This window comes from Streptomyces sp. NPDC002156 (assembly GCF_053593675.1).
The window spans coordinates 22,015-41,959 of sequence record NZ_JBSFDA010000070.1 but is presented as its reverse complement, the minus strand read 5'-3'; the positions used below and the strand labels follow the sequence as shown (position 1 = coordinate 41,959).

At 70.7% G+C, this 19,945-nt stretch carries 20 protein-coding genes; 6 read left to right on the top strand and 14 right to left on the bottom strand.

What is annotated here, in order from left to right; genetic code table 11:
• Positions 1–369 precede the first annotated feature (369 nt).
• Both ACWCRB_RS26390 and ACWCRB_RS26385 read left to right on the top strand, forming a co-directional pair.
• Positions 370–1,143, top strand: a complete 774-nt coding sequence (locus tag ACWCRB_RS26390; protein WP_450998393.1) for a hypothetical protein — start codon at positions 370–372, stop codon at positions 1,141–1,143.
• Positions 1,144–1,297: 154 nt separating this feature from the next.
• On the top strand, positions 1,298–1,717 hold the full coding sequence (locus ACWCRB_RS26385) for a hypothetical protein (protein ID WP_450998392.1): 420 nt from the start codon (positions 1,298–1,300) through the stop codon (positions 1,715–1,717).
• Between the two features lie 69 nt (positions 1,718–1,786).
• Here ACWCRB_RS26385 and der read toward each other — a convergent pair whose 3' ends face one another.
• The 5 genes from der to aroH form a co-directional block, all read right to left on the bottom strand.
• Positions 1,787–3,259 carry a ribosome biogenesis GTPase Der gene (der, locus tag ACWCRB_RS26380; protein ID WP_450998391.1) on the bottom strand — a complete coding sequence of 491 codons (1,473 nt, stop codon included), beginning with the start codon at positions 3,257–3,259 and terminating at the stop codon, positions 1,787–1,789.
• Between the two features lie 101 nt (positions 3,260–3,360).
• Positions 3,361–3,978, bottom strand: coding sequence for a lysophospholipid acyltransferase family protein (locus ACWCRB_RS26375; protein ID WP_450998405.1), 618 nt, complete (start codon positions 3,976–3,978; stop codon positions 3,361–3,363).
• Positions 3,979–4,043: 65 nt separating this feature from the next.
• The gene (cmk, locus tag ACWCRB_RS26370) at positions 4,044–4,721 is read right to left on the bottom strand and encodes a (d)CMP kinase (protein WP_450998390.1); all 678 of its coding nucleotides are present in this window, start codon (positions 4,719–4,721) and stop codon (positions 4,044–4,046) included.
• Between the two features lie 247 nt (positions 4,722–4,968).
• A complete protein-coding gene (locus ACWCRB_RS26365; RefSeq protein WP_450998389.1) occupies positions 4,969–6,054 on the bottom strand; it encodes a prephenate dehydrogenase in 1,086 nt (361 codons plus the stop codon).
• Entirely contained in the window at positions 6,051–6,413 is a 363-nt protein-coding gene (gene aroH / locus ACWCRB_RS26360) for a chorismate mutase (protein WP_369032928.1), read from the bottom strand. Before aroH ends, ACWCRB_RS26365 begins: the two co-directional genes overlap by 4 nt.
• A gap of 236 nt (positions 6,414–6,649) precedes the next feature.
• Between aroH and ACWCRB_RS26355 the strand changes: the two genes are divergently transcribed.
• From ACWCRB_RS26355 to ACWCRB_RS26340, 4 genes are read left to right on the top strand one after another with little or no spacing between them, the layout of a single operon-like run.
• Positions 6,650–7,327, top strand: a complete 678-nt coding sequence (locus tag ACWCRB_RS26355) for a hypothetical protein (protein WP_450998388.1) — start codon at positions 6,650–6,652, stop codon at positions 7,325–7,327.
• A gap of 49 nt (positions 7,328–7,376) precedes the next feature.
• Positions 7,377–7,961 carry a DUF6529 family protein gene (locus ACWCRB_RS26350; protein WP_450998387.1) on the top strand — a complete coding sequence of 195 codons (585 nt, stop codon included), beginning with the start codon at positions 7,377–7,379 and terminating at the stop codon, positions 7,959–7,961.
• On the top strand, positions 7,958–8,368 hold the full coding sequence (locus ACWCRB_RS26345) for a Rieske (2Fe-2S) protein (protein ID WP_450998386.1): 411 nt from the start codon (positions 7,958–7,960) through the stop codon (positions 8,366–8,368). Before ACWCRB_RS26350 ends, ACWCRB_RS26345 begins: the two co-directional genes overlap by 4 nt.
• Positions 8,369–8,390: 22 nt before the next feature.
• Complete coding sequence (locus ACWCRB_RS26340) at positions 8,391–9,116, top strand: nucleotidyltransferase domain-containing protein (RefSeq protein ID WP_450998385.1); 726 nt, start codon at positions 8,391–8,393, stop codon at positions 9,114–9,116.
• A 55-nt stretch (positions 9,117–9,171) separates the two neighbouring features.
• Here the strand turns inward: ACWCRB_RS26340 and ACWCRB_RS26335 are convergent, their stop codons facing one another.
• The 9 genes from ACWCRB_RS26335 to ACWCRB_RS26295 all read right to left on the bottom strand — a co-directional run bounded on the left by ACWCRB_RS26335 (position 9,172) and on the right by ACWCRB_RS26295 (position 19,821).
• Positions 9,172–10,194, bottom strand: a complete 1,023-nt coding sequence (locus ACWCRB_RS26335; RefSeq protein ID WP_450998384.1) for an ADP-ribosylglycohydrolase family protein — start codon at positions 10,192–10,194, stop codon at positions 9,172–9,174.
• A complete protein-coding gene (locus ACWCRB_RS26330) occupies positions 10,191–11,033 on the bottom strand; it encodes an NUDIX hydrolase (RefSeq protein ID WP_450998383.1) in 843 nt (280 codons plus the stop codon). Before ACWCRB_RS26330 ends, ACWCRB_RS26335 begins: the two co-directional genes overlap by 4 nt.
• Before the next feature lie 322 nt (positions 11,034–11,355).
• Positions 11,356–12,561, bottom strand: coding sequence for a pseudouridine synthase (locus ACWCRB_RS26325; protein WP_450998382.1), 1,206 nt, complete (start codon positions 12,559–12,561; stop codon positions 11,356–11,358).
• Positions 12,561–13,217 carry an SMC-Scp complex subunit ScpB gene (scpB, locus tag ACWCRB_RS26320; RefSeq protein WP_450998381.1) on the bottom strand — a complete coding sequence of 219 codons (657 nt, stop codon included), beginning with the start codon at positions 13,215–13,217 and terminating at the stop codon, positions 12,561–12,563. The genes ACWCRB_RS26325 and scpB overlap by 1 nt, the downstream gene beginning before the upstream one ends.
• Entirely contained in the window at positions 13,214–14,281 is a 1,068-nt protein-coding gene (locus ACWCRB_RS26315) for a segregation and condensation protein A (RefSeq protein ID WP_450998380.1), read from the bottom strand. The genes scpB and ACWCRB_RS26315 overlap by 4 nt, the downstream gene beginning before the upstream one ends.
• 17 nt (positions 14,282–14,298) lie before the next feature.
• Positions 14,299–14,895, bottom strand: coding sequence for a hypothetical protein (locus ACWCRB_RS26310; protein ID WP_450998379.1), 597 nt, complete (start codon positions 14,893–14,895; stop codon positions 14,299–14,301).
• Entirely contained in the window at positions 14,880–16,016 is a 1,137-nt protein-coding gene (locus ACWCRB_RS26305) for a ParA family protein (protein ID WP_389357801.1), read from the bottom strand. Before ACWCRB_RS26305 ends, ACWCRB_RS26310 begins: the two co-directional genes overlap by 16 nt.
• A 447-nt stretch (positions 16,017–16,463) precedes the next feature.
• A complete protein-coding gene (gene ald / locus ACWCRB_RS26300; protein WP_450998404.1) occupies positions 16,464–17,579 on the bottom strand; it encodes an alanine dehydrogenase in 1,116 nt (371 codons plus the stop codon).
• 145 nt (positions 17,580–17,724) lie between these two features.
• Positions 17,725–19,821: a tetratricopeptide repeat protein gene (locus tag ACWCRB_RS26295; RefSeq protein ID WP_450998378.1), complete on the bottom strand. Its 2,097-nt coding sequence runs from the start codon at positions 19,819–19,821 to the stop codon at positions 17,725–17,727.
• Positions 19,822–19,945: the final 124 nt, after the last annotated feature.

Here is a 19,945-nt window from a genome sequence, read left to right as displayed (position 1 = left end):
TATGGACCCTGACGACCCGTTAACAACCAATTCCCTGTTGCCCCAGGCCAGTTGATAGTTACCGTGGGTAGCAGCGAATCTCGGCCACCCACTTCATTCGCGCATTTCCTGATTTGTCGACCAGCTACTCGGACAAACTGTGAGTCAGTTCACCAAACCAACTTCCGTAACCTGTCCGTTACTTGACATGGAGTGCTCGATTCCGTACCCAACGTGACCGTGTGCATGTGATGGTTCGATTCCGTTCGCCGTGCAGCGTGACCCCCGCCACAGATCGCCCGTTGTCATCTTCATGAGCCCGGACTGTCCGGGCCCACCGGCCGGGGGCGACCCGGCCCCGCCACGTACCGCATCCCGAGGGAGCCACCCGTGCCGCGCATGCTCGATGTCAGCGACGAGGTCCGCGCCGAGATCGGCGACGAAGAAGCCGACCGGCTGCTCGCCGGCGACAACGCCCCGGGCAGTTACGACTGCACGTCCTGCCGCACGCCGGGCGACTCCGCCCAGGAGCGCACCAGCACCGTCCTCTTCATCGGGGACGAGACCGCCGTCCTCGCCTTCGCCCACGCGGGCTGCCTGCCCTCGCAGGTCGTCCAGGTCACCGAGGAGCAGCTCCAGGGCGCGGTCCGCTCCATCAACGCCGACGAGGAGGCCCCGACGGCCCCACCCGAGCAGGCCGTACTGGGGGTCACCAGCGGACTCGTCCTGATCGAGGGCGAGTTGCACCCCGCCCTGGTCGTCGAACCGACCGCCCCGATCGTCCGCCCCGGCACGACCGACGTCGGCGACGACTTCCTGCCGCTCCTCATCGAGCAGGGCTTCATGCCGCTGACCGAGCTGACGGAGGTGCCGCCCGTGCTGCACGGCTGGTCGGTGCTGCTCGCGGCGGGCCAGCTGCACGCCGTACTGCAGCCGGGGCCGAACGGCGGGTCCGCGGTGGCCTGGTGGCAGGCGCACCAGCCGCTCCAGGTCACGGAGAGCTGGCGGGCCGCCGCGAACAAGCATCAGCAGGTGCTGATGTTCGCGGCGCCGGTGGGGTCCATCGGGCGCCAGCCCCGGGAGGATCTGTTGCGGGACGCGTTGGACAAGGCGGCGGGGGTCGGCAAGTTGGTTGCCAGTGCGTTGCCGCTCGCGGGGACGTGAGCGCCATAGGGGTTGGGGGCTTCGGTTAGATGGCGGCTCTCGGTCGCGTGTGGCTTGTCGCGCAGTTCCCCGCGCCCCTTTTGCGGGCGCTTCGCGCCCTGCAAAATCGGGATAGTGGCCGCATCTGTTGGGCTTTGGGGTCGTTTGGAGGGGTGTGCACACCTACGACGCTCCCCGCCGCCAGTCCTACTCCAGCGGCCCATCGGCGACGCCGATCTACGACGCGCTCTACGCCGAGTACGGCAAGTCCTTCCGGTCGCGGCCGGGTGACCGCAGTGGCGAGGAGGAGCTGAACTTCACGGCCTTCGGGAGCAGTCCGAGCGGCCATGCCTCGTACGGCGGCTCGCTCGGGTCGGGTTCGTACAGCGCCTACAGCGCGGGGGCGTTCAGTGCGCGCACCGGCGGGAGCCAGCCGTCCGTGTGGCAGCGGGTCGGTCAACTCGACGCGCAGCAGGGGCAGACGCAGACGGCGACCGCAACCGCCGTGTGGCAGACGGGCACGCGGCAGCAGCACTACACCGGGATGACCCACATCCCGGCCGCACTGCCACCGGGCCCGCGCCGGGGCCTGTGACCACCACCTGCACGTGACTGAGGGCGGCTCCCGATCGGGAGCCGCCCTCAGTCACGTGAGACGTGCTGCTTACTTCTTCTTGCCGCGCTTCTCGCGTACCCGCACCGAGATGTGGATCGGCGTCCCCTCGAAGCTGAACTCCTCGCGCAGACGCCGCTCGATGAAGCGGCGGTAGCCGGCCTCGATGAAGCCGGAGGCGAAGAGCACGAACCGCGGGGGCTTGGTGCCCGCCTGGGTGCCGAACAGGATGCGCGGCTGCTTGCCGCCCCGGACCGGGTGCGGGTGGGCGGCGACCAGTTCGCCGAGGAAGGCGTTCAGGCGGCCCGTCGGGACCCGGGTCTCCCAGCCCGCGAGGGCCGCCTCGATCGCGGGGACCAGCTTCTCCATGTGACGGCCGGTGCGGGCCGAGACGTTGACGCGGGGCGCCCACGCGACCTGGGCCAGCTCGGTCTCGATCTCCCGCTCCAGGTAGTAGCGGCGCTCCTCGTCGAGCGTGTCCCACTTGTTGTACGCGAGGACGATCGCGCGGCCCGCCTCGACGGCCATGGTGACGATCCGCTGGTCCTGGATGGAGATGTTCTCGGAGCCGTCGATCAGGATGACCGCGACCTCGGCCTTCTCCACGGCGGCGGCCGTACGCAGCGAGGCGTAGTAGTCGGCGCCCTGCTGGAGGTGGACGCGCTTGCGGATGCCCGCCGTGTCGACGAACTTCCAGGTGACGCCGCCGAGTTCGATCAGCTCGTCGACCGGGTCACGGGTGGTGCCCGCGATCTCGTTGACGACGACCCGCTCCTGGCCCGCCACCTTGTTCAGCAGCGAGGACTTGCCGACGTTCGGGCGGCCGATGAGGGCGATCCGGCGCGGGCCGCCGACCCCGGCGCCGAAGGTCTGCGCGGGCGCCTCGGGCAGCGCCTCCAGGACGGCGTCCAGCATGTCGCCGGTGCCGCGGCCGTGCAGGGAGGAGACGGGGTGCGGCTCGCCGAGCCCGAGGGCCCAGAGGGACGTGGCGTCGGCCTCGCCGCTCGGTCCGTCGACCTTGTTGGCGCACAGGACGACGGGCTTGCCGGCCTTGCGCAGCAGCCGGACGACGGCCTCGTCGGTGTCGGTGGCGCCGACCTTGGCGTCGACGACGAAGACGACCGCGTCGGACGCCTCGATCGCGTACTCGGCCTGCGCGGCCACGGAGGCGTCGATACCGAGGACGTCCTGCTCCCAGCCGCCGGTGTCGACGATCTTGAAGCGCCGCCCGGCCCACTCGGCCTCGTAGGTGACGCGGTCGCGGGTGACACCGGGCTTGTCCTCGACGACGGCCTCGCGGCGCCCGATGATGCGGTTGACGAGCGTCGACTTGCCGACGTTCGGCCGTCCGACGACGGCGAGGACGGGCAGTGGCCCGTGTCCCGCCTCGTCGATCGCGCCCTCGACATCCTCGATGTCGAAGCCCTCCACCGCGGCGAGCTCCATGAACTCCGCGTACTCGGCATCGCCAAGCTCTCCGTGCTCGTACTCTCCCGAGCTCTCGGAGGGAATGTGGTCGTTCATGAAGTCCGTACCTCGTTCATCGTGGTGATCGGTGGAACCCCCCGATTGTCGGGTGATCCACTACTCAAACTGCTCAAACTGCACAAGTACTCAAGTGTCGCTCAGCGCTCAGCGGGCCGCTCGGCGTTTTCCCCTCGGCCGGTGAGGCGTCTGGCGTTGTCCAGGTGCGCGGTGAGGTGCTTCTGGATACGTATGGTCGCCTCGTCCAGCGCCGCGCGCGTACGCCGCCCGCTGCCGTCGCCCGCCTCGAACGGGTCACCGAAGACCACGTCGACGCGGCTACGCAGCGGAGGCAGCGCCTTTATCAACCGTCCGCGCCGGTCAGTGCTTCCCAGCACGGCCACCGGAACGATGGGCGCGCCGCTGCGCACGGCGAAGTAGGCGAGCCCGGAGCGCAGCGAGGCGAAGTCGCCGTCGCCGCGGCTGCCCTCGGGAAAGATCCCGAGCACCCCGCCGTTCGCCAGCACGCCCAGGGCCCGGCTGATCGCCGTACGGTCGGCCGTCGAGCGGTCGACCTCCAGCTGGCCGGTGGCGCGCATGAAGGTGGCGATCGGGCCGATGAACGCCTCCTTCTTGACCAGGAAGTGCGAGGCCCGGGGTGCCACACCGATGACCATCGGCCCGTCGATGTTGTGGGAGTGATTGACGGCGAAGATCACCGGCCCGGTCGCGGGCACCTTCCAGGCACCGAGCACACGCGGCCGCCACAGCCCGTACATCAGGCCGACGCCGATCCGGCGCCCGACCTCGGCGCCGCGCTCCGACGGAATGTTCGACGGGTCGCTCACTTCGCGTCCCGCTTCTCCTCGACAAGGGTGACGACACACTCGATGACCTGCTGGAGGGTCAGCTCGGAGGTGTCGACCTCCACGGCGTCGTCCGCCTTGGCGAGCGGTGAGGTCTTGCGGCTGGAGTCGGCCGCGTCCCGCTTCAGCAGCGCCTCGCGGGTGCTGTTGACGTCGGCGCCCTTCAGCTCACCGCTGCGGCGGGCGGCACGCGCCTCCGGGGACGCGGTGAGGAAGATCTTCAGGTCGGCGTCGGGCAGCACGGTCGTCCCGATGTCCCGCCCCTCGACGACGATCCCCGTCACGGCGGACGCGGCGATGGACCGCTGCAGCTCGGTGATCAGGGCCCGCACCTCGGGCACGGCGCTCACCGCGCTGACCTTGGCGGTGACCTCCTGGGTACGGATCGGACCGCCGACGTCGGTGCCGTCCACAGTGATCGTCGGGTTCTCCGGATCCGTGCCGGAGACGATCTCGGGCTTGCCCGCCACAGCGGCGATCGCGGAGGGGTCCGTGATGTCGATCCCGTTGGTCACCATCCACCAGGTGATCGCCCGGTACTGGGCCCCGGTGTCCAGGTAGCTGAGCCCGAGCTGCGCGGCAACGGCCTTGGACGTGCTCGACTTGCCTGTGCCGGAGGGCCCGTCAATGGCGACAATCACTGCGGCGCGATCCACTGTGGAGGCACCTTCCTGGTCCGGGGTGGTGGGGTGGGGGCGGTTGGTGCCCCGGACAAGGTTACTGGGTGCGGGTCACTCGTCCGGCCGCACGCGTTTCCATGCCGGGACCCTCAGGCTCGTGCGGTGCCTCTTCAGCGCCGGCCCGCATCTCCAGCCCGTCCGGCGATTGAGGACGAGGCCGTTCAGGCCGAAGCGGGGGTCTGGGGGCGGCAGCCCCCAGTAACGCCCACACCAACACCGCTCACTACTGCCGAATCGCCCAGCCCCGTTCCCTCAACGCAGCCGAAAGAACAGGTGCAGCCTTCGGCTCCACCATCAACTGGACAAGCCCCGCCTGCTGCCCCGTCGCATGCTCGATCCGCACATCCTCGATATTGACCCCCGCCCGCCCCGCATCGGCGAAGATCCGGGCCAGCTGCCCAGGCTGGTCGTCGATCAGCACCGCAACCACCTCGTAGACCCGCGGAGCGGACCCGTGCTTGCCGGGCACCCGCACCTGCCCCGCGTTCCCGCGCCGCAGCACGTCCTCGACCCCGGAGACACCCTCGCGCCGCTTCTCCTCGTCGGAGGACTGCAGGGACCGCAGCGCCCGCACCGTCTCCTCCAGGTCGCCGGCGACGTCCGTGAGGAGGTCGGCGACCGGCCCGGGGTTGGCGGAGAGGATGTCGATCCACATGCCGGGGTCGGACGCGGCGATCCGGGTCACGTCCCGGATGCCCTGCCCGCACAGCCGTACGGCGGCCTCCTCGGCGTTCTCCAGCCGCGCGGCGACCATGCTGGAGACCAGGTGGGGCATGTGGGAGACGAGGGCCACGGCACGGTCGTGGGCGTCCGCGTCCATCACCACGGGGACCGCACGGCAGTGCGAGACCAGCTCCAGAGCGAGATTGAGAACCTCGGTGTCGGTGTCCCGGGTCGGCGTCAGCACCCAGGGGCGGCCCTCGAAGAGATCGCCGGTCGCGGCCAGCGGGCCCGACTTCTCGCGGCCCGACATGGGGTGCGAGCCGATGTACGACGACAGGTCGAGGCCCAGTGCCTCCAGCTCGCGGCGCGGGCCGCCCTTGACGCTGGCCACGTCGAGGTAGCCGCGCGCGACGCCCCGGCGCATCGCGTCGGCGAGGGCACCGGCGACGTGCGCGGGCGGCGCGGCGACGATCGCGAGGTCGACCGGGCCCTCCGGCGGCTCGTCCGTGCCCGCGCCCAGGGCGGCTGCCGTACGGGCCTGCTCGGGGTCGTGGTCGGCGAGGTGGACGACGACGCCACGCGAGACGAGAGCGAGCGCGGCGGACGTACCGATGAGGCCCGTGCCGATGACGAGTGCGGTTCTCACTGGGCGATGTCCTTGCGCAGGGCCGCCGCGGCACCGAGGTAGACGTGCGCGATGTCGGCGCGGGGCAGGTCGGACTCGATGTGGGCGAGGATCCGGACGACTCGCGGCATCGCGCCCTCGATGTCCAGTTCCTGGGCGCAGATCAGCGGTACGTCGACGATGCCGAGCTTGCGGGCCGCGGCGGCCGGGAAGTCGCTGTGCAGGTCGGGCGTGGCCGTGAACCAGACGCTGATCAGGTCGTCCGCGGTGAGGCTGTTGCGCTCCAGGACCGCGGTGAGCAGCTCGCTGACCCGCTCGTCCATGTGCCCGGCCTCGTCCCGATCCAGTTGGACGGCGCCCCGGACCGCTCGTACCGCCACGGTGATGCTCCTTGCTGAGCTGATGTAAAGGTCTTGGTCCACAGCCTAGTCAGCGCGTGTGCGACGGCTCCGTGGCGCCCGCCCCCTGAGACGCGCCGCACGGCTCGCACCAGGCCTTGCCAATGTCACCCGATTCGCCCCAATCCGCGAGTCGGCGTGCGAACACGCCCACGCGCTCTGGACGCGGCGGCGCGGGTCCGCTCTCATGGCAGGAAGCTCGCCTCGGGGGAGGCCCGATGAAGCGCACCGGACCACTTTTCACACTGCTCGCGGGACTGCTGTTGGCCCTGTTCATGCTGTCGCTCAACGCGACGACAGGGACGAAGCCCGCGTCCACGTCCCAGGCGGACACACCCGCAGACAAGGTGTCACCGTCCCCGGCACCGACGAGGACGAAGGCGTCCCCATCGCCGACCCCGTCCCCGTCCCCGTCACCCACCAAGAACCCCGCACCGAACGCCGACTACGCGGGCCGTACGGACGACGACACCTCCGCGGTGTCGGTCTCGCTGCGCGACGGGAGGGCGATCGCGTACTTCTGCGACGGCCGTGACAAGGAGTCGTGGCTGAAGGGCGATGTCGAAGCCGACGGTTCCATGAAGCTCACCGGCAAGGGCGGCTCCGTACTGAACGGCACCCTCAAGGGCAAGAGCATCCGCGGCACGGTCGACATCGAGGGCGGGCACTACGCCTTCACCGCGGACAAGGCGGTCAAACCGTCCGGGCTCTACCGGGCGACCGCGACCGTGCGGAACGCCGAGATCGACGGCGGCTGGATCGTGCTGTCCACCGGGGACCAGGTCGGCATCCTCAACCGCAACGGCAAGCCCTCCCCCGCGCCCCGGATCGACCCGGAGACCGGCGCGGTGACGATCGACGGCGAGCAGCTGACGGCCCGCCCGGTCACCCCGTGAAGCACCGCCTCAAGCCACCAGGGACAGGTACAGGGACAGGGAGCCGAACATGACCGTGGACCCGAACGCCGCCACCCAGAGCTTCCCGCCGCGCCCGCCGGCCCCCGGCGGCCCGAGCGCGGCCCGCTACCTCGTCCCGGCGCTCGTCGCCGCCGCCGTGGCACTGGCCCTGGGCGTGTACGGCAAGGTCCACGACCCGGAGGGCACCGCCTTCAACCTGGCCGGGTTCAGCAGCACGGGCGCGGTGAAGTCCTGGCTCGCGACAGCGGCCTTCGGCTTCGCGCTCGTCCAGGTCGTGTCGGCGGCCATGGTGTACGGGAAGCTGCCGGGCCCGAGCTGGTCGGGAACGCTGCACCGCTGGTCGGGCCGGATCGCGTTCCTGACAGCGGTCCCGGTGGCGGTGCACTGTCTGTACGCTTTCGGATATCAAACATACGATTCACGAGTGATGTGGCACTCCCTCCTGGGTTGCTTCTTCTTCGGCGCTTTCAGTGCAAAGATGCTGCTGCTTCGCTGGGATCGACTGCCCGGCTGGCTGCTGCCGGTCATCGGCGGACTGGTCTTCACGGTCCTGACGATCGTCTGGCTGACTTCCGCCCTCTGGTTCTTCCGCACTTTCGGAGTGACGACATGACGCAAGGCCCGACGCGACGCACGGTCCTCCTCGCGACAGGCGCGGCGGCGCTCACGGCGGGATGCAGCGAGTACGGCGACGAATCGTCGTCCTCCGACGAGACCTCCGCCGGGACCCCTGGCCAGGAGCTGACCACGACGGCCGAGATCCCTGTCGGCGGCGGCAAGATCTTCAAGGACGAGCAGGTCGTGGTGACGCAGCCGAAGGACGGCGAGTTCAAGGCGTTCACCTCGATCTGTACGCACCAGAAGTGCCCGGTGGCGAACGTCTCGGACGGCACGATCAACTGCACCTGCCACGGCAGCAAGTTCAGCATCACTGACGGTTCGGTGACCAACCCCCCGGCGACGCAGCCGCTGGCCGAGAAGCAGATCACGGTCACGGGAAATTCGATCCGCCTGGCGTGAGCACCACGCGTACGCTCCCGGAATGCGCCCGCATTCCACCCCCGAAGCCCTCGTACGCGATCACACGATCTACGCCTGCGTGATGGGCTCGCGCGCCTTCGGCCTGGCGACGGACGGCAGCGACACGGACCGGCGCGGGGTGTTCCTCGCGCCCACTCCCCTGTTCTGGCTCTTCGAGAAGCCGCCCACGCATGTGGAGGGCCCCGCGGAGGAGCAGTTCAGCTGGGAGCTGGAACGCTTCTGCACACTGGCTCTGCGCGCCAACCCGAACATCCTGGAGTGCCTCCACTCCCCGCTCGTGGAGTACGCCGACGACACCGGCCGCGAACTCCTGGCCCTGCGCGGGGCGTTCCTCTCCCGCCAGGCGCACGAGACGTTCGCGCGCTACGCGCTCGGCCAGCACAAGAAGCTGGAGGCCGACGTCCGTGTCCACGGCGCCCCGCGCTGGAAGCACGCGATGCACCTGCTGCGCCTCCTCATGAGCTGCCGCGACCTGCTGCGCACGGGCACGCTGACGATCGACGTCGGCGACGAGCGCGAACGGCTGCTGGAGGTGAAGCGGGGCGAGGTGCCGTGGCCGGAGATCGAGTCCCGGATGACCCGCCTGGCGGCGGAGGCGGAACAGGCGTCCCACCGCAGCCCGCTCCCGGAGGAACCGGACCGGCGACGCGTGGAGGACTTCCTGGTCCGCACGCGCCGCGCATCTGCTGAAGCGCCGGCCGGCACTTCCAGCCCGTCCGGCGTTTGAGGACGAGCGCGTTCAGCGCGAAGGGGGGTCTGGGGGCACAGCCCCCAGCATCCCGTCAGCTGTCCCAAAGGGCCCCCAACGTCTGCAGGTCACCCCCGTACTCGATCCGGTCCGCCCACCGCGTGGGCCATGCGTCGGTGCCGTGCCAGGCACCGGCGAACGCTCCGGTCAGGCAGGCGATCGAGTCCGAGTCACCCGACGTACAGGCGGCGCGGCGCAGGGCCGTGAGGGGCTCGCCCGGGAAGAGCAGGAAGCACAGCAGGCCGGTGGCCAGGGCCTCCTCGGCGGTCCAGCCGGCGCCGGTGGCGAGGCAGGGGTCGTCCTCGGGCGAGGCGGTGCGGACGGCGCGCTGGAGCCGGTCCAGGATCGCCAGGCACTCGTCCCAGCCGCGGGCGATGAAGTGTTCGGGGCTCGGATCGTGGCTGTGCGTCCACAGGTCGCCCAGCCAGCGGTGGTAGTAGTGACTGCGGCTCTCGTGCGCGTACGTACGCAGCAGGGTCACCAGCACGCCCGGGTCGGCGCCCTGCGCGAGCAGCCGTACGGCGTGCGCGGTGAGGTCGGAGGCGGCCAGGGCCGTCGGGTGGCCGTGGGTGAGGGCCGCCTGCAACTGGGCGGCGCCCGCGCGCTGTTCGTCGCTCAGGCCCGGGAGCAGACCCAGAGGCGCCACGCGCATGTTGGCGCCGCAGCCCTTCGAGCCGATCTGGCTGGCCTCCTGCCAGGGCAGCCGCTCCTTCTCCAGCAGGTTGCAGGCGACCAGGCAGGTGTGGCCCGGCGCCCGGTTGTTGTCCGGCGACCGGAACCACTTCACGAACTCCTCGCGCACCGGCCGTTCCATCCCCGCCGGGGTGAGCAGCCCCCGGTCCGTCGCCGCGCGCAGACCGTGCGCGAGCGCCAGCGTCATCTGCGTGTCGTCGGTGACGATCGCGGGCGTGGGCAGCTCCATCTGCCGCCACGGACCGCACTTGGCGAGGATGGACGGGATGTCGCTGAACTCGGTCGGGAAGCCCAGCGCGTCGCCGAGCGCGAGCCCGATCAACGCCCCGCTCGCGGCACGCTTCCTGACGGTCGTGGTGGTCATTCGGGGCGTCCTTCCGGTGACGTCGGTGACGGTGACGAGGGAGACGGTTCTGAGGGAGAGGGCGAAGGGGCCGACGGAGGCGAGGCGGGCGACACCGACGTGGTCGGGCGCAGCAGCGGTGGGTGCAGGGTGGCCGCGGTGCCCGCGCGGTACAGCGCGGCGGGTTTGCCCCGGCCGCCGGTGAGACGTGCGGCGCCCGGTACCGGTTCGACGAAGCCCGGCGTGGCGAGCACCTTGCGGCGGAAGTTGGGCGGGTCGAGCGCGGTGCCCCACACGGTCTCGTAGACCTGCCGCAGCTCGCCCAGGGTGAACTCGGGCGGGCAGAAGGCGGTCGCGATGCAGGAGTACTCCAGCTTGGCGCCGACCCGGTCGTGGGCGTCGGCCAGGATGCGGTCGTGGTCGAAGGCGAGCGGCCCGAGCGCGTTGTACCGCAGCCATTGGGCCTGCGCCGCGTCCCCGCCGCCGTGCGGTTCGGGCGCGTGCGGCAGCAGCGCGGCGAAGGCCACGGACACGACCCGCATTCTCGGGTCGCGGTCGGGTTCGCTGTAGGTGCGCAGCTGCTCCAGGTGCAGCCCGGACACGTCCGACAGGCCGGTCTCCTCGGCGAGTTCACGCCGGGCCGCCGTCTCCGCGGACTCGTCGGGCAGGACGAAGCCTCCGGGCAGTGCCCAGCGTCCGGCGTACGGCTCGTGACCGCGCTCGACGAGCAGCACGTGCAGCGCGCCCGCGCGGAGGGTGAGTACGGCCAGATCGACGGTGACGGCGAAGGGTTCGAAGGCGTACTTGTCGTACCCCTCGGGAGCCCGGCCCCACGCCGTTCCGTTCAAAGGTGCGGTCATGCCCGCCCACCTCCCTTACAGTCACCCTTTATGGTCACCATGACCAATAGTCATACCGACTATAAAGAGCGCGGGCACCCCGCACAAGCCTTCTTGACGACTCCCATACGCCAAAAGCCCCTCAGCGGCCTCTCAGGCGCCCAGGAGGGGCCGCGAGACCCGGAGAGACCCGGGCGGGCGCCAAATCCTCTCCAGCGCGCCCAGGAGCCCACCGACGGCCCTCCCGGCAACACAGGCGGCCGGCCCCGGAGAACTCCGGAACCGGCCGACGAGTGCAAGAGGCGCTCAGGAGGCGCCCGGTACTGCTTACAGATCGGTACTGCTAGAGATCGACTTCCTTCATCAGCATGCCGACCTCGGTGTTGGACAGCCGGCGCAGCCAGCCCGACTTCTGGTCGCCCAGGGTGATCGGGCCGAAGGAGACCCGCACCAGCTTGTCGACCGGGAAGCCGGCCTCCGCGAGCATGCGGCGCACGATGTGCTTGCGGCCCTCGTGGAGGGTGACCTCGACGAGGTAGTTCTTGCCGGTCTGCTCGACCACCCGGAAGTGGTCCGCACGCGCGTACCCGTCCTCCAGCTGGATGCCGTCCTTGAGCTGCTTGCCCAGGTCGCGCGGGATCGGGCCCACGATGTGCGCGAGGTAGACCTTCTTCACGCCGTACTTGGGGTGGGTCAGCCGGTGCGCCAGCTCACCGTGGTTGGTGAGCAGGATGACGCCCTCGGTCTCGGTGTCGAGCCGTCCGACGTGGAAGAGCCGCGTCTCGCGGTTCGTCACGTAGTCGCCGAGGCACTGCCGGCCCTCGTTGTCCTCCATCGTGGAGACGACGCCCGCGGGCTTGTTCAGCGAGAAGAACTGGTACGACTGCGTGGCCACCGTCAGCCCGTCGACCTTGATCTCGTCGTGCTCGGGGTCGACACGCAGCCCCTGCTCCACCACGATCTCGCCGTTGACCTCGACGCGGGACTGCTCGATCAGCTCCTCGCAGGCCCGCCGGGAACCGTAGCCCGCGCGCGCGAGGATCTTCTGGAGCCGCTCGCCCTCCTGCTCGGCGCCCGGGAACGTCTTGGGGAGCTTGACGTCCTTCTTGCCGGCGTACCGCTCCCGGTTGCGCTCCTCGGCCCGCGCGTCGTACTCACGGGAGGTCGCCGGGGCCCAGCGGCCGCGTCCGGTGCTGCCCTGGCCCTGCTTGGGCCCGCCCTTGGCCCCTCCGCGCGCGGCGGCGCCGCGTCCGGACTTCGGGCCCTCGTGGGACGCGCCGGGGCCTACGTCGTAGCGACGCTCCTCGGGACGGGGATTGGCGGCGCGCTTCGGCTTGTCGTCGCGCCCTCCCGCGCTCCTCGGCTGGGCACCGCCCCCATCGGTCCCCCGGGAGTTGCCGCCTCCGCCGGAGCCGCGGGAGTTACCGCCACCACCGGAGCCGCGAGGGTTGCCGCCACCACCGGAGCCACGCGAGTTACCGCCACCACCGGTCCCGCGGGGGTTGCCGCGTCCGTTGTTCCTGCCGCTGCCACTGCCACTGCTTCGCATCAAAGTTCCGTCGTCGTCGTGTCGTCTGCATCTGCATCCGGTGCATCCGGATCGAACGACGGGACCCCTTCCAGCGTCTCGGCCTCGATCGCGTCCGCCTCCGGGAGGAAGGGCGCGAGCTCCGGGAGCTCGTCCAGGCCTCGCAGGCCCATTCGCTCCAGAAAGTAGTTCGTCGTCGTGTACAGGATCGCACCTGTTTCGGGTTCTGTTCCCGCCTCCTGGACCAGACCGCGCTGCAACAGGGTCCGCATGACCCCGTCGCAGTTGACTCCGCGGACGGCCGAGACCCGGCTGCGGCTGACCGGCTGGCGGTACGCGACGACCGCGAGCGTCTCCAGCGCCGCCTGCGTGAGCCGCGCGTGCTGGCCGTCCAGGACGAAGCCCTCGACGGCCGCCGCGTACTCGGGCCGGGAGTAGAAACGCCAGCCCCCGGCGACGATCCGCAGCTCGAAACCGCGCCCCTGGACGGTGTAGTCGTCGGCCAGCGCGCGCAGGGCGTCCGCGATCTGCCGCCGGGGCCGCTGCAGTATCTTCGCGAGGTGTTCCTCGGTCGCGGGTTCGTCCACGACCATGAGTACGGCCTCCAGGGCGGGCCTGAGATCGAGATCGGCGACGGTCCTCAGCCCGGCCGGCACCTCGGTGGTCTCCTCGCTCACGCCTTCTCCTCCTTCGCCTTCTCCTCCGGCACCTCTGGCGGCCGGTCGAACTCGTCGGTGACCGTCGGCTCCCGATCGCCCTCCCCGCCCGTCCAGCGCACCACCAGCTCCCCCAGAGCGGTCTCCTGGTCCAGGGCGACGGCCTTCTCCCGGTACAGCTCCAGCAGGGCCAGGAAGCGCGCGACGACGGTCAGCGTGTCGTCGGTGTCCTCGACCAGCTCCTGGAAGGTGGCCTCGCCCAGCTCCCGCAGCCGCGCGACCACGATCCCGGCCTGCTCCTGGACGCTCACCAGGGGCGCGTGGATGTGGTCGACGTACACCTGGGGCCTGGGCTTCGGCTGCATCGCCTTCACGGCGAGCTTCGCGAACCCCTCCGCCCCGATGCTGATGACGACCTCGGGCAGCAGTTCGGCGTGATGCGGTTCCAGTCCGACGGTACGGGGGTAACGCCGGGCCTCGTCGTCGAGGCGGCGGCTGAAGATGTCGGCGATCTGTTTGTACGCGCGGTACTGGAGCAGCCGCGCGAACAGCAGGTCCCGGGCCTCAAGGAGGGCCAGGTCCGCCTCGTCCTCGACCTCGGCGGAGGGCAGCAGCCGCGCGGCCTTCAGGTCCAGCAGGGTGGCCGCGACGACCAGGAACTCGGTGGTCTGGTCGAGATCCCAGTCCGGGCCCATCGCCCTGATGTGCGCCATGAACTCGTCGGTCACCTTGGAGAGGGCGACCTCGGTGACGTCGAGCTTGTGCTTGGAGATCAGCTGGAGGAGGAGATCGAACGGCCCTTCGAAGTTGGCCAGCCGAATCCGGAAAACCCCGTCATCGGGTTCGGGCGTGACCGGCTCGGCGGGCGGCTCCGGCTCGGGCGCCGGTTCCACCGGCGGAACCGGGGCCTCCGGTACTTCCTCGCCCACCGGAACGACTGCGGCCGACTCCTCGCGCACCGGCTCCTCGGGAGCCTCTACGGGCTCCTCGACCGGAACCGGCGGCGAGCCCCCCGGCCCCCGCCCCAGCACACGCCGACGGCCGGCGGAGCCGGGGCCGGATGCGGGGGCGTCGTTCGAGGTCATGGCCCCGCAGGCTACCGCTAGCGCCCGCGCAACCGTCGTACGAGGATGCTCGCGTCCCCACGGGACTCGAGATCCGCGAGCACCACCGCGACCGCTTCGCGCACGATCCGGCCGCGGTCGACCGCGAGCCCGTGCTCGCCCCGGAGCACCAGGCGCGCGTGCTCCAGATCCATCAGCTCCTCGGCGGAGACGTACACCGTGATCTTCTCGTCGTGCCGCTCGCGCCCGCTGGGCCGCCGTGAGGGGGCCCGTCCGCTTCGCTTGCGGGACGCCGAGACCGACTGCGGCGAGGGCCCCTGCCCGGAGGCAGAACCTTCCTGCTCGCCCTGCCGCCGCGCCGAACGCTCCGCGGTGGCCCCCCGGCTGCGCGACTCCCCGGCATCGGACGAGTCCGCGCCGGCGGCGACATGCTCGTCACCGTCGCCGTCACCGCCCTGGACGGGCACCGAGTGCGGCGCGTCCTCCGAGGCGGCGGCCCCGTCGCTCTCGCCGGCGGGCGCCGGCACGCGGGGCTCGCCGTTGGCCTGGCGCCTGGGCGTGGACGACTGGAGCGCCATGCCCCCGGTGGTGCGGAACAGTTCGTCGGCCCCCGGCAGACTCACTCGGCGTGACACCGGGCGAGCACCTCCCTGGCGAGCTGGCGATAAGCGGCGGCGCCGACGGAGTTGGAGGCGTACGTGGTGATCGGCTCGCCGGCGACCGTGGTCTCCGGGAAGCGGACCGTGCGTCCGATGACCGTGTGGTAGACGTGGTCGTCGAAGGCCTCGACGACACGTGCGAGCACCTCACGGCTGTGCACCGTGCGCGAGTCGTACATCGTGGCGAGGATCCCGTCCAGCTCCAGCTCCGGGTTCAGCCGCTCCTGGACCTTCTCGATGGTCTCCGTCAGCAGCGCGACACCGCGCAGTGCGAAGAACTCGCATTCCAGAGGCACTATCACCTTGTGAGCCGCTGTCAGGGCGTTCACGGTGAGCAGACCGAGCGAGGGCTGACAGTCGATCACGATGTAGTCGTAGTCGGCCATGAGCGGCTTCAGGGCACGCTGGAGCGTCGACTCGCGAGCGACCTCCGACACCAGCTGCACCTCGGCCGCCGACAGGTCGATGTTGCTCGGCAGCAGGTCCATGTTCGGGACCGCGGTCTTCAGCAGGACCTCGTCCGCGGACATCCCCCGCTCCATGAGCAGGTTGTAGACCGTCAGGTCGAGTTCCATCGGGTTCACACCGAGGCCCACGGAGAGGGCGCCCTGCGGGTCGAAGTCGACCAGCAGGACCCGGCGTCCGTACTCCGCGAGCGCCGCACCCAGGTTGATGGTCGACGTGGTCTTGCCCACGCCGCCCTTCTGGTTGCACATCGCGACGATCGTCGCGGGGCCGTGACTGGTCAGCGGACCCGGGATCGGGAAGTACGGCAGCGGGCGCCCGGTGGGACCGATGCGCTCACGGCGCTGACGGGCCGCGTCGGGCGCGAGCGTGGCCGCGTACTCCGGATCGGGCTCGTACTCGGCGTCGGGGTCGTAGAAGTGCCCGTCGGGCAGTTCGTCGTAGTCGGCGAAGTGGTTGTGGACCCCGCCACTACCGTCGCCGGCCATGGCGTTCACGTGATGGCCATCCATGCTCATGTGTGCGGGCTGAGTCACCACCGGCATCGGGTGACCCTGGTGGGCTGCGAAGGTGCGGACCGCGACGGAGCCGACAGCCGCGAGCCCCGTGGGGCCCGAGCCCCGCGCCGGCATTCCTGGTTGACCACCCCCGGGAGTAAATGTCGACTCATTCACAAGTCGTCTTACCTCCTTGGTGACCAGGTAACTTCTCGATAGGTCAGCGTGGCACCATGCCGACGGTTGGCGACTCTATGGCGTGTCGGCCGTTCGCAGCAACACAATCCGCCGTACCGGGCCCGATGTGTCGGCAATGAAACATCCCTCTGTCAAGGGCGTACGGCCGTCGCACGGCAGGTTTCACCGGTGCGCGAATCGGTTGAAGCGTTACGTTCGAGGCGAGTTGAACGAGTGTCGCAAAGTGACCATACACACATCCGGCCGGACCTTGTCGGGCAAGGTCCGGCGGGGCGCGGGGCGTTGACGATGCCTGTTGACGTATCGCCTTTTACCCGCTGATGACTTGGTCTTTTTGTCGACCGGGAGCCCCTGCGGGACCGCCGGGAACCTCAGGTGACACCATCAGCCGAGCAGCGAGTCCAACTCGACGTGCTCCAGCCCGTGCGCCTCCGCGACCTCGCGGTAGACGACCTTGCCGTCATGCGTGTTGAGGCCCCGGGCGAGCGCGGGATCGCGACGCAGCGCCGCCGCCCAGCCGCGGTCGGCGAGTTCCACGATGTAGGGCAGCGTGGCGTTGGTGAGCGCGTAGGTCGACGTGTTGGGCACCGCGCCGGGCATGTTGGCGACGCAGTAGAAGACCGATCCGTGGACCTGGAAGGTCGGTTCGGCGTGGGTCGTGGGGCGCGAGTCCTCGAAGCAGCCGCCCTGGTCGATCGCGATGTCGACGAGAACGCTTCCCGGCTTCATCCGCGACACGAGTTCGTTGGTGACCAGCTTCGGGGCCTTGGCGCCGGGGATCAGCACCGCGCCGATGACGAGGTCTGCGTCCAGGACGGCCTTCTCCAGCTCGAAGGAGTTGGACATGATCGCCCGGACCTTGGTGCCGAAGACCTTGTCGGCCTCGCGCAGCTTGTTGATGTCGCGGTCGAGCAGCGTGACGTGGAAACCCATGCCGACGGCGATCTGCGTGGCGTTCCAGCCGGAGACGCCGCCGCCGATGACGACGGCCCGCGCGGGCTGCGTACCGGGGACGCCGCCAGGGAGCACGCCACGTCCGCCGACCGAGCGCATCAGGTGGTAGGCGCCGACCTGCGGGGCCAGCCGGCCGGCGACCTCCGACATCGGGGCGAGCAGCGGCAGGGCGCGACCGGGCAGCTCGACGGTCTCGTAGGCGATCGCTGTGGTGCCGGACCCGACGAGCGCGTCCGTGCACTCCTTGGACGCGGCCAGGTGCAGGTAGGTGAAGAGCGTCTGGTCCTTGCGGAGGCGGTGGTACTCCTCGGCGATGGGCTCCTTGACCTTCAGCAGCAGGTCGGCGGTGGCCCACACCTCGTCGGCCGTGGGCAGGATCCGCGCGCCGGCGGCCACGAACTCGTCGTCCGTGATCGAGGAGCCGACGCCGGCGCCGTGCTCGATGACGACCTGGTGGCCGTGACGCACCAGCTCGTGCACTCCGGCGGGCGTGATGGCCACGCGGAACTCGTTGTTCTTGACCTCGCGGGGGATGCCGACCTTCACGTCGATCACGGTCCTTGGCTCAGAGGGTGTGTGGGGGCATAGCAATACATACCCGGACGTGCGGGGGCACACCAGGAGACCGCAGGAGAAGGCGCGGTAGAGCCAGTTTAATGAAGGCGTTCTCGGTGTCTAGCCTTTCAATGCATCAATCTTCGACTGATGTACTACGGATTTCGTAGGCGTTAGCACCGTGTTCCGGGTCCGGATCATCCTCAGGGAGGTCCGGCTCACTCTCCTGGGCCTGCGGATCGTCGCCCAGCAGCCGCTCCGCGGCGCTCCGGTGCAGCCGTGCCGCGGCCGGATCGCCGAGGTGCTCCAGCGTGTCGGCCAGCCGCAGCTGGAGCGCTCCCTGCAGCCGCACGTCGTCGGCGCGCCGCGCCCACTCCACGGCCTCCTGGCAGGTGCGCAGCGACTCCTCGGGCCGCCCCGCGTACTCCTGGACCCGCGCCAGCTCGCTCAACGCGCGCGCGTGGGCGGCCACATCGCCGTTCTTGCGGTAACCGGCCACCGCGGCACGCCAGTTGCGCAGTGCCTCGCCGTAGCGGCCCGCGTAGGTGTGCGCGGTGGCGATACGGCCGTACAGCCGGGCGGCGTCCTCGCGCTCGTCGCGCGCCAGGCGCTGGGCGAGCGCGCGCCCGTACCAGTCGGCGGCGCGGTCGTGGTCCCCGAGTTCCTGGTGTGCGCCCCCTACGGATTCCATCGCGCGCCCGGTGGCGTACGGGTCGTTCGCCTCGCGTCCGGCGTCCAGGGCGGCCCGGTAGCGGGCCAGCGCGTCGTTCGTACGGCCGGTCTGCGCGTCCAGGTCGGCGAGGTTCAGCAGGGCGGCGGCCCGCTCGCGGGGCAGTTTCCGGCGTTCGGCGACATCGAGGACGAGGCGGTGGACGCCGTACAGGTCGGGCGCGGCGGCCTGGGTGCCGATATGCGCGACCATGGCCTTGACCAGGGCGGACATCAGGCGGCGGGCCAGTGTGTCCAGCTCGCCGTCGGCCACCGCCATGCGGGCCGCGGCGAGCAGGGCGGGCCTGCGGATGGTCAGCCAGTCCGCCGCCGCCCTCGGGTTGGGGAAGCGCAGCGCGCTGGGCGTGCCGAGGAGTTTCTCGCGCGCCGTCGGGCTGTCGGTCTCGGTGATGGCCCGGCAGGACACCAGCAGCCGTACGGTCCGCTCCAGCATCCGCGCGCGGGCCAGCTGCAGCTCGGCCGGGCGGTCCTGGGACTCCGCGAGGGGGCGCAGGAGGGGCAGCAGGCAGCCGGGGACCTCGTACTGCGGCAGCGGCGAGTCCACGGCCGTCAGGAGGCTCAGGGCGACGAAGTCGTCCAGGGTGGCACGGGCGCCGCCGACGGAGCAGCCGGCCAGCGCAGAGGCCGTCTGCGGGTCGACCAGGCCGCCGGGGGCGAGAGCGAGCAGTCGCAGTATCCGGGCGGCCGGGGCCGGCAGCGAGGCGTACACAAGGCGGAAGACGCGGCTCAGGGCGGTGCCCTCGTCGCTCTCGGCGTGCAGTTGCTTGGCGAGGTCGGAGACGGCCGCCTTGGGCCGGGCCGCGAGCCAGCCTCCGGCCAGCATCAGTGCGGCGGGCTGGCCCTGGCACGCCTCGGCGAGTCCTTCGGCGGAGCGCGGGTCCACGGTGATGCGTACCGAGCCCGTGAAGCGTTCGAGCAGTTCCACGGCCGACTTGGTGTCGAGGCCGCCCAGGGTGCACGGGCGGACGTCGGAGATCCCGGTCAGCGGGCCGCCGGAGACGGCGACGGCGAGGCAGTCGGGGTTGTCCGGCAGCAGCGCGTCGACCTGCTCGGGGTCGGCCGCGTCGTCGAGCAGGAGCAGCATCCGCCGGTCGGCCAGCGCGTCGCGCAGCGCCTCGGACAGCTCGTCCTCGTCGGCGCCGGGCGGGGTGGGCAGTTCCAGGGTGGTCAGCAGCTCGCGGGCGGTGCGCTCGGTCGGTACGGGGGTGCCGTCGGGTTCGGCGAGCCGGGCGCACAGGATGCCGTCCGGGTAACTGTCCGCGACCTGCCGGGCCAGCTCCTCGGCGAGGGCGGTGCGGCCCGAGCCGGGCTTGCCCGCGATGAGCAGCACGCGCGCGCGGGGCGCCTTCCGGCCCGCGAGGGTGTCAAGTCCGGCGCGCTCGATGTCGGCGCGCAGTTCCTTCAACTCTCTTGTCCGGCCGAGGAACTGACTGACCGTGGGAACGGGCGGCCGATCATTTCCGGACAGCTTCGTGCCGTCTGTGTCCACCGCCTGATCCGTCACGGGCCACACTCCCGTCCACCTGCACGCGCAAGCCCGCCGGGACTCCGGTTCGGGCGTTTCCAGAGCCTAGTTCACGCTCTGCGACGATCTGTGCGGAGCACGACGGGCAGGTCGCTCGATCGGA